Annotated in this window: 15 protein-coding genes and 1 pseudogene; 8 read left to right on the top strand and 8 right to left on the bottom strand. The window is 62.1% G+C overall.

Annotated elements, in window-relative coordinates; translation table 11 throughout:
• Positions 1-19: 19 nt before the first annotated feature.
• Together FJ930_RS27370 and mltG are read right to left on the bottom strand one after the other, a co-directional pair.
• On the bottom strand, positions 20-910 hold the full coding sequence (locus tag FJ930_RS27370) for a YicC/YloC family endoribonuclease (protein ID WP_141840865.1): 891 nt from the start codon (positions 908-910) through the stop codon (positions 20-22).
• Between the two features lie 158 nt (positions 911-1,068).
• Positions 1,069-2,196: an endolytic transglycosylase MltG gene (mltG, locus tag FJ930_RS27365; RefSeq protein ID WP_246677049.1), complete on the bottom strand. Its 1,128-nt coding sequence runs from the start codon at positions 2,194-2,196 to the stop codon at positions 1,069-1,071.
• Here mltG and FJ930_RS30620 point away from each other — a divergent pair.
• A complete protein-coding gene (locus FJ930_RS30620) occupies positions 2,195-2,467 on the top strand; it encodes a hypothetical protein (RefSeq protein ID WP_246677048.1) in 273 nt (90 codons plus the stop codon). The two genes, mltG and FJ930_RS30620, sit on opposite strands and share 2 nt — an antisense overlap.
• On the opposite strand, the gene fabF is transcribed toward FJ930_RS30620, so the two are convergent.
• The 4 genes from fabF to fabD all read right to left on the bottom strand — a co-directional run bounded on the left by fabF (position 2,455) and on the right by fabD (position 5,971).
• On the bottom strand, positions 2,455-3,717 hold the full coding sequence (fabF, locus tag FJ930_RS27360) for a beta-ketoacyl-ACP synthase II (RefSeq protein ID WP_141840864.1): 1,263 nt from the start codon (positions 3,715-3,717) through the stop codon (positions 2,455-2,457). The genes FJ930_RS30620 and fabF overlap by 13 nt on opposite strands.
• A 34-nt stretch (positions 3,718-3,751) precedes the next feature.
• Positions 3,752-3,988, bottom strand: coding sequence for an acyl carrier protein (locus tag FJ930_RS27355; RefSeq protein WP_006203723.1), 237 nt, complete (start codon positions 3,986-3,988; stop codon positions 3,752-3,754).
• A 240-nt stretch (positions 3,989-4,228) separates the two neighbouring features.
• On the bottom strand, positions 4,229-4,966 hold the full coding sequence (gene fabG / locus FJ930_RS27350) for a 3-oxoacyl-[acyl-carrier-protein] reductase (protein ID WP_141840863.1): 738 nt from the start codon (positions 4,964-4,966) through the stop codon (positions 4,229-4,231).
• Positions 4,967-5,023: 57 nt separating this feature from the next.
• Positions 5,024-5,971 carry an ACP S-malonyltransferase gene (gene fabD, locus FJ930_RS27345; RefSeq protein ID WP_141840862.1) on the bottom strand — a complete coding sequence of 316 codons (948 nt, stop codon included), beginning with the start codon at positions 5,969-5,971 and terminating at the stop codon, positions 5,024-5,026.
• A 278-nt stretch (positions 5,972-6,249) separates the two neighbouring features.
• On the opposite strand from fabD, the gene FJ930_RS27340 reads away from it, so the two are divergent.
• The gene (locus FJ930_RS27340) at positions 6,250-8,178 is read left to right on the top strand and encodes an LTA synthase family protein (RefSeq protein ID WP_141840861.1); all 1,929 of its coding nucleotides are present in this window, start codon (positions 6,250-6,252) and stop codon (positions 8,176-8,178) included.
• 35 nt (positions 8,179-8,213) lie between these two features.
• On the opposite strand, the gene FJ930_RS27335 is transcribed toward FJ930_RS27340, so the two are convergent.
• Positions 8,214-9,551 (bottom strand): hypothetical protein, encoded by a 1,338-nt coding sequence (locus FJ930_RS27335; RefSeq protein ID WP_246677052.1) that lies wholly within the window; start codon positions 9,549-9,551, stop codon positions 8,214-8,216.
• Between the two features lie 3 nt (positions 9,552-9,554).
• On the opposite strand from FJ930_RS27335, the gene FJ930_RS30615 reads away from it, so the two are divergent.
• Positions 9,555-9,845, top strand: a complete 291-nt coding sequence (locus FJ930_RS30615) for a hypothetical protein (protein ID WP_246677051.1) — start codon at positions 9,555-9,557, stop codon at positions 9,843-9,845.
• Here FJ930_RS30615 and FJ930_RS30610 read toward each other — a convergent pair.
• Positions 9,819-9,923, bottom strand: a pseudogene (locus FJ930_RS30610) (hypothetical protein); the annotation flags it as partial. The gene FJ930_RS30615 and the pseudogene FJ930_RS30610 sit on opposite strands and share 27 nt — an antisense overlap.
• A gap of 462 nt (positions 9,924-10,385) precedes the next feature.
• Here FJ930_RS30610 and rpsF point away from each other — a divergent pair.
• The 5 genes from rpsF (at position 10,386) to FJ930_RS27310 (ending at position 13,830) form a co-directional block, all read left to right on the top strand.
• Positions 10,386-10,886 (top strand): 30S ribosomal protein S6, encoded by a 501-nt coding sequence (rpsF, locus tag FJ930_RS27330; RefSeq protein ID WP_140737957.1) that lies wholly within the window; start codon positions 10,386-10,388, stop codon positions 10,884-10,886.
• Entirely contained in the window at positions 10,886-11,134 is a 249-nt protein-coding gene (gene rpsR / locus FJ930_RS27325; protein ID WP_006203718.1) for a 30S ribosomal protein S18, read from the top strand. Before rpsF ends, rpsR begins: the two co-directional genes overlap by 1 nt.
• 227 nt (positions 11,135-11,361) lie before the next feature.
• Positions 11,362-11,946 (top strand): 50S ribosomal protein L9, encoded by a 585-nt coding sequence (gene rplI, locus FJ930_RS27320; RefSeq protein ID WP_056563263.1) that lies wholly within the window; start codon positions 11,362-11,364, stop codon positions 11,944-11,946.
• Between the two features lie 175 nt (positions 11,947-12,121).
• Complete coding sequence (locus FJ930_RS27315) at positions 12,122-13,414, top strand: cyclopropane-fatty-acyl-phospholipid synthase family protein (protein ID WP_141840859.1); 1,293 nt, start codon at positions 12,122-12,124, stop codon at positions 13,412-13,414.
• A 92-nt stretch (positions 13,415-13,506) separates the two neighbouring features.
• Positions 13,507-13,830, top strand: coding sequence for a YnfA family protein (locus FJ930_RS27310; protein ID WP_141840858.1), 324 nt, complete (start codon positions 13,507-13,509; stop codon positions 13,828-13,830).

Here is a 13,830-nt window from a genome sequence, read left to right as displayed (position 1 = left end):
GTTCCTTGGCAACCATCGGCTACTCCAGATTCTGGACCTGTTCACGAAACTGGTCGACCACGGCCTTCAGTTCCAGCCCGATCGCGGTGACGGCGGCGGCGTTCGACTTCGAGCACAGCGTATTCGATTCGCGGTTAAATTCCTGTGCCAGAAAATCGAGCTTGCGACCGACCGCGCCGCCTCCCGTGAGCAGCGCCCGGCCAGACGCGACATGCGTTTTCAACCGGTCGATCTCTTCGCGAATATCGGCCTTGGTGGCGAGGAACGCCGCCTCCATGTGCAGCCGGCTGGCGTCCAGATTCGCGGACGCGTCCATCAACAGCCTGACCTGTTCGCCGATGCGTTCGCGGATCGCCGCCGGATCGCGCGACGGGTCCGCTTCCGCGCGCAGCGTCAATACCTCGATGAGGTCGATATGGCCGGACAGCAGCAGAGCCAGTGCAGCGCCCTCACCGTGCCGTGCCTGTTCCAGGCCTTTCAGCGCCACGTCGAGCGCAGCCATGATGACGGTGTCAAGGGCGGTGCGCGCCTCTTCAGTCTCGACGGTTTCGGGAATGTCGAGCACGCCACGGAGCGACAGCAACCCGTCAGCGGTCGCGGGGGCAACACCAAACTGCTCCTGCAGTCGCTTGGCAAGACCGGCAAGGTCTTTCAGAAACGCTTCGTTGACGACGGGTTGTGCCTGCGCGCCGGCAGCGCGGCCGATGGTCAGCGTCGCCTGGAAATTGCCGCGGGCGAAACGCTTCTGCAGCGTTTGCCTGACCGCCGGCTCCAGCCGTTCGAAACCTTGCGGCAGTCGCAGCCGTACCTCGACGCTCTTGCCGTTGACGGACTTGACCTCCCAGGCGATGGAGGTGCCGTCATGCTCGGCGACGGCGCGGGCAAATCCGGTCATGCTCTGCAAATTCATGTCGCCTGCATATCCTTGGCGCATCACCCCGAAACCGGTTTTCCGGACAAGGGCAAGTGCTGCGTAAAAACGATCACGCCCCGGGTGCCTCGAAATCGGACGCTTGGCGTTCCTTCAAATGTCAGGCCGTCGCCTTGGGGGCAACGCCTTTCTTACTCTTACTGGGCAGCGCCCGCATCGCCGCCGGCATCGCCATTGTCGCCACCGCTGGTGTCGCTGCCGTTGCCGTCGGCAGGCTTGCCGCTGCTGCCAGCAGGCTTGTCCGCATTGTTGCCGCTGGTACCAGCGGCCGAGGCGGCCTTGGCCGCCTCATCGGCCTGCTTCTTCTGCAACGCGCGATAGCGGGCAACGTTCTCATTGTGCTCATCAAGCGTCGCGGCAAAAACGTGACCGCCTGTGCCGTCGGCGACGAAATAGAGATCGTCGGTCTTCGATGGATTGGCGACGGCCTCAAGTGCCGCACGGCCCGGATTGGCGATCGGTGTCGGCGGCAGGCCGCTGATCGCATAAGTGTTGTAGGGCGTCAGCTTCTGGATGTCGGACTGGTAGATCGGGCGGTCGGCGGGCTTTCCCTTACCGCCAAACAGGCCATAGATGATGGTCGGATCGGATTGCAGGCGCATGCCCTTGGCCAGCCGGTTCAGGAAGACGGCGGCAACGCGCGAACGCTCGTCACCCCTGCCGGTTTCCTTCTCCACGATCGAAGCCAGCGTGACGAATTCCTGGACATTGGCCAGCGGCAGGTCCGGCGCACGCCGCTGCCATACCTCATCGACCAGTTTCTTCTGATCGGCCAGCAGCTTGTCGATCATCTGCTGGCGCGTCGCGCCACGCGTGAAGCGCAGCGTGTCGGTGGCAAGGCTGCCCTCCGGCGGCATGGCCGCGGGCATGACGCCGCTCAAGGCGGGTTCGTCGGCGATGCGCTCCAGTGCCTGCTCGACCGTCAGCCCCTCCGGAATGGTCAGCGAATACATCACCGACTTGCCGCTCTTCAGCAGTTCCATGATGTCGCGCATCGATGCCCGGGGCTTGATCGCATATTCGCCGGCCTTGAGTGCGGAATCATTACCAAAGGCGCGCACCCCAAGACGGAATACGCGGGCGTCAGTGATCAGGCCGCGGCGCTCAAGCTGGTCGGCGATGTCCTGGACGCCAGTGTTCGGCTTGACGAGGAAGGTGTCGCCATTGGCCGAGGGGCCGGGTTCGGTGAATTCCTGCTTGCCGAAGTAGAGCGCCGCGCCTGCCGCCAGAACTATCAACATCACCAAAGAGATGACGAAGTTCATGAACACGACGACCTGGCTGCGCGAAGCGCGCGAGCGCCTCGGCGGCGGCGTTCCAGCTTCCGGCCGCAAGGCCTCGCTGGCCGTCTTCGGTACGATCGGCCCGGTGTTAGCGGGCCGCTGCCCCAATTCCCCGTTGCCCGCCGGATTTGTGTTCATTTCGCCCTACCGTTTGATCTCTCAACGAATCCCCTGCGGCAGAGTAGAGGCGAATATGGCAAAATTGACGGCACGCCAAAGCGGCGTCCGGCAGCCGGACGGTCAGCCATTGTAGCGCTGGAACACAAGCGAAGCGTTGGTGCCGCCGAAGCCGAAGGAGTTGGACAATGCTACGTCGATCTGGCGGGAGCGAGGCTTGTTGGGCACCAGGTCGATCGCCGTTTCGCGCTCGGGGTTGTCGAGATTGATGGTCGCCGGCGCGATATTGTCCCTGATAGCGAGGATCGAAAAGATCGCTTCAGCGGCACCCGCCGCCCCCAGGAGATGGCCGATCGAAGACTTGGTCGACGACATCGAAATCTTTGAGGCGGCATTGCCGGCCAGCCGCTCGACAGCGCCGAGTTCGATCGTATCGGCCATGGTCGACGTGCCATGCGCGTTGATGTAGTCGACATCGGCGGGCGTAAGCTTGGCCCTGTTCAATGCCGCGGTCATGCACCGGAAAGCGCCATCGCCGTCCTCGGCCGGCGCGGTGATATGATAGGCATCGCCGGTGAGACCGTAGCCGGTCACCTCAGCGTAGATCTTGGCGCCGCGGGCCTTGGCGTGCTCAAGCTCTTCCAGCACGACAACACCGGCGCCCTCGCCCATGACGAAGCCGTCTCGGTCGCGGTCGTACGGGCGCGACGCCGTCTGCGGGACATCATTGCGCTCGGTCGACAGCGCCCGGCATGCGGCGAAACCGGCGATCGACAGCCGCGTCACCGGCGCTTCGGCGCCGCCCGCGACCATGATGTCGGCATCGCCCCACATGATCAGCCGAGCCGCATCGCCAATGGCGTGCGCACCGGTCGAACAGGCCGTGACGACGGAATGGTTCGGGCCTTTCAGCCCGTGCCGGATCGAAACCTGGCCGGAGACGAGATTGATGATCTGACCCGGGATGAAGAACGGGCTGATGCGGCGCGGACCGCGCTCCTTGAGGATTATCGCATTCTCGGCGATACCCTCGATGCCGCCGATGCCCGAGCCGATCAGGACGCCGGTGGCGCACTGTTCGGCATGGGTTTTCGGTTGCCAGCCGGAATCCTTCAGCGCCTCGTCGGCGGCGGCAATCCCGTACAGGATGAAGTCGCCGATCTTGCGCAGTTCCTTCGGCTCGAGCACGGCCTCGGGATTGAAGGTGGCATTGCTGCCGTCACCACGCGGAATGACGTGAGCGATCTTGCAGGCAAGATCTTCCACCTCGAACTCGGTGATGCGCCTGGCGGCGCTGCGGCCGGTCAGAAGTTCCTTCCAGCTGTGCTCGAAGCCCATGCCGAAAGGCGACAACAATCCAAGGCCCGTGACGACGACACGCCTCATCGCAGGTCCTCCCCGGTGATGACTGCGGAATGCGTCAGGCCGAAGCCTTGTCGATATACTTGACCGCGTCGCCAACGGTCAGAATGGTCTCGGCCGCGTCGTCGGGAATCTCGACGCCGAATTCTTCTTCGAACGCCATGACGAGTTCAACCGTATCGAGGCTGTCCGCGCCCAGATCATCGATGAAGCTCGCCTGCTCCGTCACTTTGTCGGCATCGACGCCAAGGTGCTCGATGACGATCTTCTTGACGCGCTCTGCGGTGTCACTCATTTGGGCATCCTCGTCTTTTGTTTGTCTGTCTTCGTTAGCGGGCAGAATGCCGCTAATCAAGTTGAAAGATGGTCCTGCCGGAAACGCAACGGCTACGGACCGGTTTTTGCCCGAACCGCCGGGTTGCGGGCCGCATTACACGAAAAATGGCCAAGGTCCAAGCCGAAATGGTCTGTTTTCACAGCGTGCTGGCCTGGGATGTCATTGCCCAAAACCGCTGCGCGATTCTGGGCGCATTCGTCAGATCATCGCCATGCCGCCATTCACGTGAATGGTCTGGCCGGTGACGTAAGCGGCTTCATTGGAAGCGAGATAGGCGACAGCGGAGGCCACTTCGGCGCTGTTGCCCATACGGCGCGTCGGGATCGCCGCCATGATCGCTTCCTTCTGCTTGTCGTTGAGCTTGTCTGTCATCGCTGATTCGATGAAGCCCGGAGCGACGCAGTTGACGGTGATGTTGCGGGTGGCGATCTCCTGCGCCAGTGATTTGGAAAAGCCGATCATGCCGGCCTTGGAGGCACAGTAATTGGTCTGACCGGGATTGCCGGTGACGCCGACGACAGAAGTGATGTTGATGATGCGGCCGTGGCGGCGGCGCATCATCGGGTGGGTGAGTTCGCGGGTAAGCCTGAACACGGCCGTCAGGTTGACTTCGAGCACCGTGTCCCAGTCGGCGTCCGACATGCGCACGAACAGCCCATCCTTGGTGATGCCGGCATTGTTGACCAGGATATCGACGCCTTCGAGGTCGGCTTCCGCTTTCTGGCCAAGCGCCTTGACCTCGTCGCGGTTCGACAGGTTGGCCGGAAACAGCTTGACCCGGTCACCGAGTTCGGCGGCCAACGCCTCCAGCTTCTCGACGCGCGTGCCATGCAGCCCGACGATGGCGCCTTGTGCGTGAAGCACCCTGGCGATCGCCTCGCCGATCCCCCCCGAAGCACCGGTGACGAGCGCCTTGCGGCCGGTCAATTCGAACATTTTTGTCTCCAGGTTGAGAAGAGCACAGCCCCTATAGGGATGGGACCAAATGGCGCTTTATGCAAGCGCGGCCAATGCTGCCTCGACTTCAGCCGCGGAACCGACCGATGCGGTGGCGATGTCGCGGTTGATACGCCGCGCCAGGCCCGAAAGCACCCTGCCGGCACCAATCTCGTAGAGCGTGGCGACGCCGTTGGCGCCAAACCACTCCACCGTCTCACGCCAGCGAACGCGCCCGGTCACCTGCTCGACGAGGCGCCGCGCGATCTCGTCCGGATCGCTCGACGCTGTCACCGACACATTGGAAACGACAGGAACCAAAGGTGCATTCTTCGTCACGCCGGCCAGCGCTTCTCGCATGATCTCTGCCGCCGGCGCCATCAGCGCCGAATGGAAGGGAGCCGAGACCTGCAGCATCAGCGCCCGCTTGGCGCCCTTTTCGGTGCAAAGTTTCGCCGCCAGTTCGACCGCCGCCTTGGCGCCGGAAATCACCAACTGGCCGCCGCCATTGTCATTGGCGATCTGGCAGACCTTGCCGGACCCTTGCGCGGCCTCGGTGCAGGCGGCTTCGACATCGGCCTGCTCCAGCCCAATGATCGCTGCCATGGCGCCCTCGCCGGCTGGCACTGCCGCCTGCATGGCATTGCCGCGGATACGCAGCAGCCGGGCGGCATCGGCGACGGAAACGAAGCCGGCGGCGGCAAGCGCCGAATATTCGCCCAGCGAATGGCCGGCGACATTGGTGACCTTGTCCTTCAACGAGAAACCGCGTGATTCCAGCGCCCTGATCGCAGCCAGCGATACCGCCATCAAAGCCGGCTGCGCGTTGGCGGTCAGCGTCAAGGTCTCTTCCGGACCTTCCCAGATCAGCTTCGACAGGTTTTCGCCAAGCGCGTCATCGACCTCCTGGAAGGTCCTGCGCGCCTCGGGAAAGGCATCAGCGATATCCTTGCCCATGCCGACAGCCTGGCTGCCTTGTCCCGGAAAGGTGAATGCAACGGCCATGCGAGGGCTCCCGAAGACTTGTTCTGCTTGCCTGATAACACGAATTTTCCTTGCCTGTGGCGCAAGGCGGCCGGTCAAGTCAAGCCCGCTTCAAACAGGCCTCAGATCAGAACCTTCTGCCGAGTGCCTGTTCTAAAAGGGCTTTTGGCGATCACTCCTGATGAAAACTGCTCACGATTCGTTTGCTGGCTCTTCTTATTTCCGATACAGGCGCTAGCTTGGCGTGACAGTTTTATGACAATCGAGTGACGCGTTCGTCGCTGGGTGGGGAAGTTAAGGTGGCCAAGAAATCGAAACGCGCCGGCGAGGCCGCGCCGCAGTTCCTGGAAGACGATCCGTCCACCGGTTATTTGCCGGGCCGGAGATGGCCGGTCGTCCGTTACGGATTGGTCAGCGTGCTGATCTCCGCCGTCCTCGTGTTCGCCATCGAGCTGATCGTGCGTGGCGATGTTGCCGGCACTGTTTCCTTCTTTCTTCAGCCACTCAAACCGGGCTGGACGACCATCGTCGTGTTCGCCCTGATCCTGATCGGCCTCGACGCCTTGCTCGGCCGCAGTCACCAGAGCCTGATGATTGTCGCGCCGTTGACCCTGGGGCTGGCCTTTGTCGGCCATCAGAAATCGCACTATCTTGGCGATCCGCTTTATCCGACGGATTTCCTCTACGCTCGCCAGATTTTCGCCCTGCTGCCGCTCCTGGTGCGCGAACGGCCGATGACCGCGCTGGCCATGGTCGTGGGCATCGTCGTCGGGCTGTCGCTGCTCGTCCACGGCTGGCGGCTGTGGCACCGTAAGGTTCCGGCCCTCAGCCGCAAAGGCCGCCTTGCCCGGCTGACGCTGGCGGTGCCTCTGCTCGCCTTCTTCGTCTCGATCATGGACTACGCCACCTTCTCGTGGACCCGGGATCGGCTGCAGATCATCCCGATCATGTGGGACCAAAAGGAAAACTACGCCTCCAACGGCTTTGCGCTCGCCTTCGCGCTCAACGTGCCGATGGCCCATGTCTCGGCACCCTCCGGCTATTCCGACAAGGCGATTGCGGCGATCGATCGGCCGCGGACGACAGCATCGGTGCCCGACGACAAGCCCGACATCATCGTCGTCATGAGCGAATCCTTCTGGGATCCAACCAAGCTGCCTGGCGTCGCTATCACGCCGGATCCGATCCCCACAGTGCGGGCATTGCGTTCGGGCTCCATGTTCTCACCTGAATTCGGCGGCATGACCGCCAACATCGAATTCGAGGCACTGACCGGCTTTTCCAACGCTTTCCTGCCGGCCGGCAGCATCCCCTACCAGCAATATGTGCGCACGCCGACGCCTTCGATGGCGACCTTCCTGAAGAGTGAAGGCTACAGGGCGCGTGCCATCCATCCAGGCACCAACTGGTTCTGGAACCGTGGCGCGGTGTATGCCGATTTCGGTTTCAACGATTTCAAGTCGGAAGAGGCGCTGCCGCCCATGGAAAAGCGCGGACCGCTGGCATCGGATGCGGCAATGACGGACGAGATCATCCGCGAAGCCGACGCCAGCGACGATCCGGTGTTCTTCTTCGCCGTCAGCCTGCAGAACCACGGCCCCTATGAGCCGAACCGCTATAATAACCCGACTCACTCGGTACAGGCCCCGATCAGCCAGTGGGCGCGCGATTCGCTGCTGAGCTATGCGGAGGGTTCGGCCGATGCTGACCGCGGCCTTGACCGGCTGATCGAATGGGCCAAGAAGCGCGAGCGGCCAACGATCCTGGCCTTTTTCGGCGACCATCTGCCGCCGTTGGGGCCGGTCTATGTCGAGACCGGGTTCCTCAAGGACAACGTCGCGCCACGCAACGAGCCGACGCCGGAAGCAGCCCTTGAACATCACGAGACACCGCTGGTCGTCTGGTCGAACCGCTCCGGTCCAATCAAGGACCTCGGCACCGTGAGCCCGGCATTCCTGCCCTATCATATCCTGACGGCAGCGGGCGTCACCCATCCCTACTACACCGGCTTCCTGGGCGAGATGCGGGAGCGCTACCGCGTCGTCGACCGCAACCTGCTGCTGACACCGGCCGGCCAAGCCACGCCCGATTGGTCGCGTCAGAAGGAGATCGACCCCGCGATCCGCGATTTCCAGCTGATCCAGTACGATATGATGTTCGGCAAGCGCCACGCGGCGCCGGACTTCTTCCCCGAGACGGTCGACAAGGTTATCGCCCATACGAGTTGAGCCGGCGCCATCCGTTCAGCAGTTGGATCGAGTGTTCAATTGGTCAGTTGCAGCTTCGAGAACTTGTTGGCGATCTGCTCGAATACGTTTGGCAGTTTGTTCGGATCGTTGACTGCGTAGTAGTCGCTAGGATCCGAGGCGCAGGCGCTGTAAAGCGTGCGGTTGGCCGCGGTGTCGGACTGCAGCACCATGGTGTAGATCTCAGCGCCCTGATTTTTCAACTGCGTGCAGACGCTCTTGGTCCATCCGTCCACATTGCGCGCGGCGGTCGTCTGATTGTCCGATCCAAGCCGACCGGCAGCGCCATAGCCTGAACCCGCGAGATAACCATAGGAGGTATAATCCGACTTGGTCGTCTCTTTGCTGGCGCCATAGACCACGTTCTCACCGTCGGTGAGCAGCATCACGATTTTGCTTACCCCAGGCGTCTTCCACGGCGTTCCCTCAGTGTATGGGGCCGACGGCGACAACACCCGCTGGCCCCAAGCGAGGCCCTCGGCAACATTGGTGCCCGACCCGGCCCAGGCAAGCATCTTGGCGGCCTCCTTGCGGAGCTTCGTAAAATCTTCCGTCAACGGAACGATCGGTGAGGGACAGGACCGGTTTGGCCCCACCGTCAATTGCAGGGCATTCGGATCGTTTGTGCCAGCGGTGGCGATGGCGGTGTTCTGCGGTGCGACATACTTGGCGATTGTTTCGAGATCCTTCTTCGAAGGGCTGACGTCGCTTCCAAGCAAGCCGCTCAGATCTATTCCAAGAATGTTCAATCCTCCATTCTGAGCAAGCTTGGCCTGGTCGGGGACATCGTCGACAAAAGAGTTGTTGTAGTAATTGGCGTCGTTTGAATAGCTGCCGGAAGGCTTTGTGCCGTTCCCTGGACTGTCCGGCGCGAAGTACGGCACGAACAGAGTGTCGGCGTAAGACGGGTCGGGCGACGTATCGGAGATGTTAAGGGGGCCGGGCCGCGCCTCGACGCAGCCTTTCCAACCCGTGTCGATTCCTTTGTCGTCCTTCCATCCTGTCAACCTGGCGGCCGAGGCCGGATCCTTCATCAGCTGTCTGAACAGCGCCATATGATTGGGACGCTTGCCATTGACGACGGGAAAATTGATCCCATTGGTGGATGACTTGCCGTCCATGTCGATCCAAGACGAGTCGAAGCCATCGCCATTGACATTGACGGCCGTGACGAACGGAACCAGCGCCGCGCGGACCTTGCGCGTCGGCGATTGTGCCGTTTCCAGATATCTGAGCAGATTGTCCGTCGCTGTCTTCAGGGCAGCAATTTTGGCGCCGGCCATCGAGCCGGTATTGTCCAGCACCAGAACGACCTCGAGCTGGTTGTTCGATTCGACGGCCGATGCTTCGACCACGATGTGCTTGTTCCGGCCAAACAGGAAGGCGAAGTTCAGATTGACGTCCGCCGAGGCGACGGCCTTTGTCTTGATGAAATTGACGCCCCTGTCGACGGTCAGCGTCGCCTGCGCGTTGGTGAGTTCGCCATGTCCGGCAATGTTGGCCTGGAAATAACGGTTGAAGGCGTCGGTGCGGGTAAGGTCCAGATCGCCCAGATGCGAGGAGGCAAGATTTGCCGCGTCGAGCGCATTCTGCAGGTTGCTTTTTGCACGCATGATGGTGGACACGTCGACCGCGAAGGCCACGGCTGACAAGATGGCCGGCAGGCCCAGACCGAGCAATAGCGTGAAATTGCCGCTCCTCGAGCGCCAGAATCTGTTGAGAAGCATCCTTACCCCCGGGAAATGCTTGCCGCTTGTTATGCGCGGGTTGTCCGGGCTTTTTGCGCCTCCCATGATGAATCCACCGTTGATGGCGAGGCTCAACTCCGCACAACCTGACATTGTGGTTAAGAGCTGGTTGTCGTAAAAATCGGCAGGCCGTACCGGCGCCGCCGCTTGATTTTCCTGTACCCTGCGACATCGGGGACGCCGCTTGCCCTTGCCTTATCAGTGGATTGCTGTATAGACGCCGCCAATCTGCCGGTCCCAGCTGGGGGCTGAACGGAGGGCCGGAGGTTTATCAGCCTTCGTGGGAAGCCAGAAGCGCTTCCGCCTCCCGTGTCTCCGCTCTCGACCGTCTCGTCATGCTCCTTTCTTCCCCGTTCCTTCTTGGGTTCACGGGTCAGAGAAGTTGCAGAGGCTTTTGCCGCCGGGAACCGGGAGAGAAACGAAGAAAGGCACGAAAACATAATGGCTCTTTACGAACATGTGTTTCTTGCCCGGCAAGACCTCTCGCAGCAGCAGGTCGATGCGCTTGTCGAACAGTACAAGGGCGTCATCGCAGCGAATGGCGGGTCCGTCGGCCGGGTCGAGAACTGGGGACTGAAGTCCCTCACCTACCGGGTCAATAAGAACCGAAAGGCATACTACACGCTCATGGATCTGAACTGCCCGCCGGCTGCACTCAACGAGATGGAGCGCCAGATGGGCCTGTCCGAGGACGTCCTGCGTTTCCTGACCATCAAGGTCGAGGCGCATGAGGAAGGTCCTTCGGCCATGATGCAGAAGCGCGAAGAGCGCTCCGAGCGCGGCAGCTTCGGCGACCGCGACCGTGGCGATCGTGGCCCACGTTCGTTCGGCGACCGCGATCGTGGCGATCGTCCGCCGCGCAGCTTCGGTGGTGACCGCGATGGCGGTGGCGATCGTGGTCCGCGCCGTCCGCGCGAAGGCTTTGAAGGGGGTGCAGAATAATGGTCGACATCAACCAGATCCCGACCCGGCGCCCGTTCCATCGTCGCCGCAAGACCTGCCCGTTCTCCGGCGCCAACGCGCCCAAGATCGACTACAAGGACGTGCGTCTCCTGCAGCGCTACATTTCCGAGCGCGGCAAGATCGTGCCGTCGCGCATCACCGCCGTCAGCCAGAAGAAGCAGCGCGAGCTCGCCAAGGCGATCAAGCGCGCCCGCTTCCTCGGCCTGCTGCCCTACGTGGTCCGTTAATCACTACCCAGGCGGGCGGTTTTATCGCCCGCTTTTCCTGCCGATCGCGACGGGCGCGACCGGTACCGAACCAAAAATCCCGAGTTGGATTTCGAAAGAGATCCTAACTGCCTGAACAGGCAGGACAGCGACACCGGGCGCCACGTCGTGCCCAGAGCTTCCTGACCTGTTCCACAGACATTCGGCGTCGATCCCGGCGATTGGCGTCCAACCAAAGGAACAAAACCATGGAAGTCATTCTTCTCGAACGCGTTTCCCGCCTCGGCCAGATGGGCGATACCGTCAAGGTCAAGGACGGTTTTGCCCGTAATTTCCTGTTGCCGCAGGGCAAGGCGCTGCGCGCCAACGAAGCCAACAAGAAGAAGTTCGAAGGCCAGCGCGCCCAGCTCGAAGCCCGCAATCTCGAGCGCAAGTCGGAGGCCAGCCAGGTTGCTGAAAAGCTCGACGGCAAGAGCTTCATCGCGGTCCGTTCGGCTGGCGAAACCGGTCAGCTCTACGGTTCGGTGTCGACGCGCGACATCGCCGATCTGCTGACGGCGGAGGGCTTCACGGTCAACCGCAACCAGATCCAGCTCAACCAGCCGATCAAGACAATCGGTCTCACCAATGTGGCGATCGCGCTGCATCCGGAAGTAGAAGTCACGATCACGCTCAACATCGCCCGCACGGCCGACGAGGCCGAGCGCCAGGCCAAGGGCGAGACGCTGACCACCGCCGAAGCCATCTATGGCGACGACATCAACGACAATGCGCGGCCGGAAAACTTCTTCGATCCGAACGCCGAGTTCGACGGCGGCGAAGACAACGCCTGACGGGACGGTCTGGGCGCCGGACCGGCACTCAGACCACCCTGCCGCTTTCCAGTCAATTCTGGACTAATGCCCGGGCCTCTCGCCCGGGCATTTTTGTGCCAAAAGGAACTTTTCGAAACCCTACATATTGATGCAGAATAGGACAGCCTGTCTGACCGTGAGGGGACATCGGATCATGAATATTCTGTTGAAGCGCATTCTCGACCGCCTGGTGCGCTCGGGCAATCTCAAGGTAACCGGGCCCAAAGGCTCGACGTTCATTTTCGGCGACGGCAGCGGCGAGCCGGTGCACATGCACATCAAGACCAGGCACGCCGAACGCGCCATCACTTTCGATCCGATGCTGGCGGTGCCTGAATCCTACATGGACGGCGAGCTCGACATTCTCGAGGGCGGTGTACTTGGATTGATGCGCATTGCCTTCCAGAACATGGGCAGCGGCGGCATCGACGCGACCTGGTCGAAAGCCATCGAGGGCCTGCGCCATGCCTTCCGCCGGCTGCAGCAGATCAACACCACCTCGCGCTCGCGACGCAACGTGCAGCGCCACTACGATCTTTCGGGCGAGCTCTACCGGCTCTTCCTCGACGAGGACATGCAGTACTCCTGCGCCTATTTCGAGCAGCCGGACATGACGCTGGACGAGGCCCAGGCGGCCAAGAAACGGCATATCGCCGCCAAACTCAGGCTGAAGGCCGGCCAGACCGTGCTCGACATCGGTTCCGGCTGGGGCGGGCTCGGCCTCTATCTCGCCAAAGCATTCGACGTCGACGTGCAGGGCGTCACGCTGTCGACCGAGCAGCACGGCGTCGCCACCGACCGGGCGCACGCGCAGGGGCTGGAGAACCACGTCCATTTCGAGCTGAAGGACTACCGCGAGATCAATGAACGCTTCGACCGCATCGTTTCGGTCGGCATGTTCGAGCATGTCGGCGTCAACCACTTCCGGACATTTTTCGACAAGGCGGCAACGTTGCTGAAGCCCGACGGCGTGATGCTTCTGCACACGATCGGCCGCTCCGGCGTGCCGTGGGCGACCAGCGCCTTCATCCGCAAGTACATTTTCCCGGGCGGCTACATACCGGCAATGTCGGAAGTGCTCCCAGCGATCGAGAAGTCCGGCCTCGTGGTCACGGACGTCGAGATCCTGCGGCTCCACTATGCCGATACGCTGAAGCACTGGGGCCAGCGCTTCGCCGCCAACCGCGACAAGGCCAGGGCGATCTATGACGAACGTTTCTGCCGTATGTGGGAATTTTATCTCGCCGCTTCGGAAGCCGCGTTCCGCTGGCAAGACCTGGTTATATTCCAGTTCCAGATCGCCAAGAAGAACGACACGCTGCCGATGACCCGTGACTACATGGCCAAATGCGAAAAGGCGCTGGAAATGCGCGACATGGGGCACCGCGAAGCGGCTCCCGTCGAGAAGCCCGCCAAGCCAGCCCGCCGCCGCAAGGTGGCGGAGTAGACACACCATCGGCACGCCGCTCGCTATCGGCGCTTGCCATTCCCAGCCCCTGCCCTGAAAAAGGCCTCGTGAATCGTCGCGAGGCCTTTTTCATGACCTATCTCATCTATGCCGCCGCAGCACTGGCCGAGATCGCCGGCTGTTTTTCGGTATGGGCCTGGTGGCGGCTGGAACGGTCGCCGCTGTGGCTGGCGCCAGGTTTCGTGTCGCTGCTTCTGTTCGCCTGGCTTCTGGCGATGGTCGACACCAATGCCGCGGGCCGTGCCTATGCCGCTTATGGCGGGATCTACATCGTTGCCTCGTTGGCCTGGCTATGGCTGGTGGAAGACGTACGGCCCGACCGCTGGGATTTTGCCGGTGCCGCGCTCTGCATCGCCGGCGCTTCCATCATCCTGCTCGCACCGCGAGGGGCATAG

The sequence above is a fragment of the Mesorhizobium sp. B2-4-15 genome, from assembly GCF_006658505.1.
Lineage (GTDB): Bacteria > Pseudomonadota > Alphaproteobacteria > Rhizobiales > Rhizobiaceae > Mesorhizobium.
The sequence above is the reverse complement of the archived record's forward strand: the minus strand, read 5'-3'. Positions and strand labels throughout refer to the sequence as shown.

Bases quoted from the DNA above. Each gene is read 5' to 3' on its own strand.
- rplI (WP_056563263.1), top strand. From the start codon at position 11,362: ATGGAAGTCATTCTTCTCGAACGCGTTTCCCGCCTCGGCCAGATGGGC.
- fabF (WP_141840864.1), bottom strand. From the start codon at position 3,717: ATGAGGCGTGTCGTCGTCACGGGCCTTGGATTGTTGTCGCCTTTCGGC.
- rpsR (WP_006203718.1), top strand. From the start codon at position 10,886: ATGGTCGACATCAACCAGATCCCGACCCGGCGCCCGTTCCATCGTCGC.
- FJ930_RS27315 (WP_141840859.1), top strand. From the start codon at position 12,122: ATGAATATTCTGTTGAAGCGCATTCTCGACCGCCTGGTGCGCTCGGGC.
- rpsF (WP_140737957.1), top strand. From the start codon at position 10,386: ATGGCTCTTTACGAACATGTGTTTCTTGCCCGGCAAGACCTCTCGCAG.
- FJ930_RS30620 (WP_246677048.1), top strand. From the start codon at position 2,195: ATGAACACGACGACCTGGCTGCGCGAAGCGCGCGAGCGCCTCGGCGGC.
- mltG (WP_246677049.1), bottom strand. From the start codon at position 2,196: ATGAACTTCGTCATCTCTTTGGTGATGTTGATAGTTCTGGCGGCAGGC.
- FJ930_RS27370 (WP_141840865.1), bottom strand. From the start codon at position 910: ATGAATTTGCAGAGCATGACCGGATTTGCCCGCGCCGTCGCCGAGCAT.
- fabG (WP_141840863.1), bottom strand. From the start codon at position 4,966: ATGTTCGAATTGACCGGCCGCAAGGCGCTCGTCACCGGTGCTTCGGGG.
- fabD (WP_141840862.1), bottom strand. From the start codon at position 5,971: ATGGCCGTTGCATTCACCTTTCCGGGACAAGGCAGCCAGGCTGTCGGC.
- FJ930_RS27355 (WP_006203723.1), bottom strand. From the start codon at position 3,988: ATGAGTGACACCGCAGAGCGCGTCAAGAAGATCGTCATCGAGCACCTT.
- FJ930_RS27310 (WP_141840858.1), top strand. From the start codon at position 13,507: ATGACCTATCTCATCTATGCCGCCGCAGCACTGGCCGAGATCGCCGGC.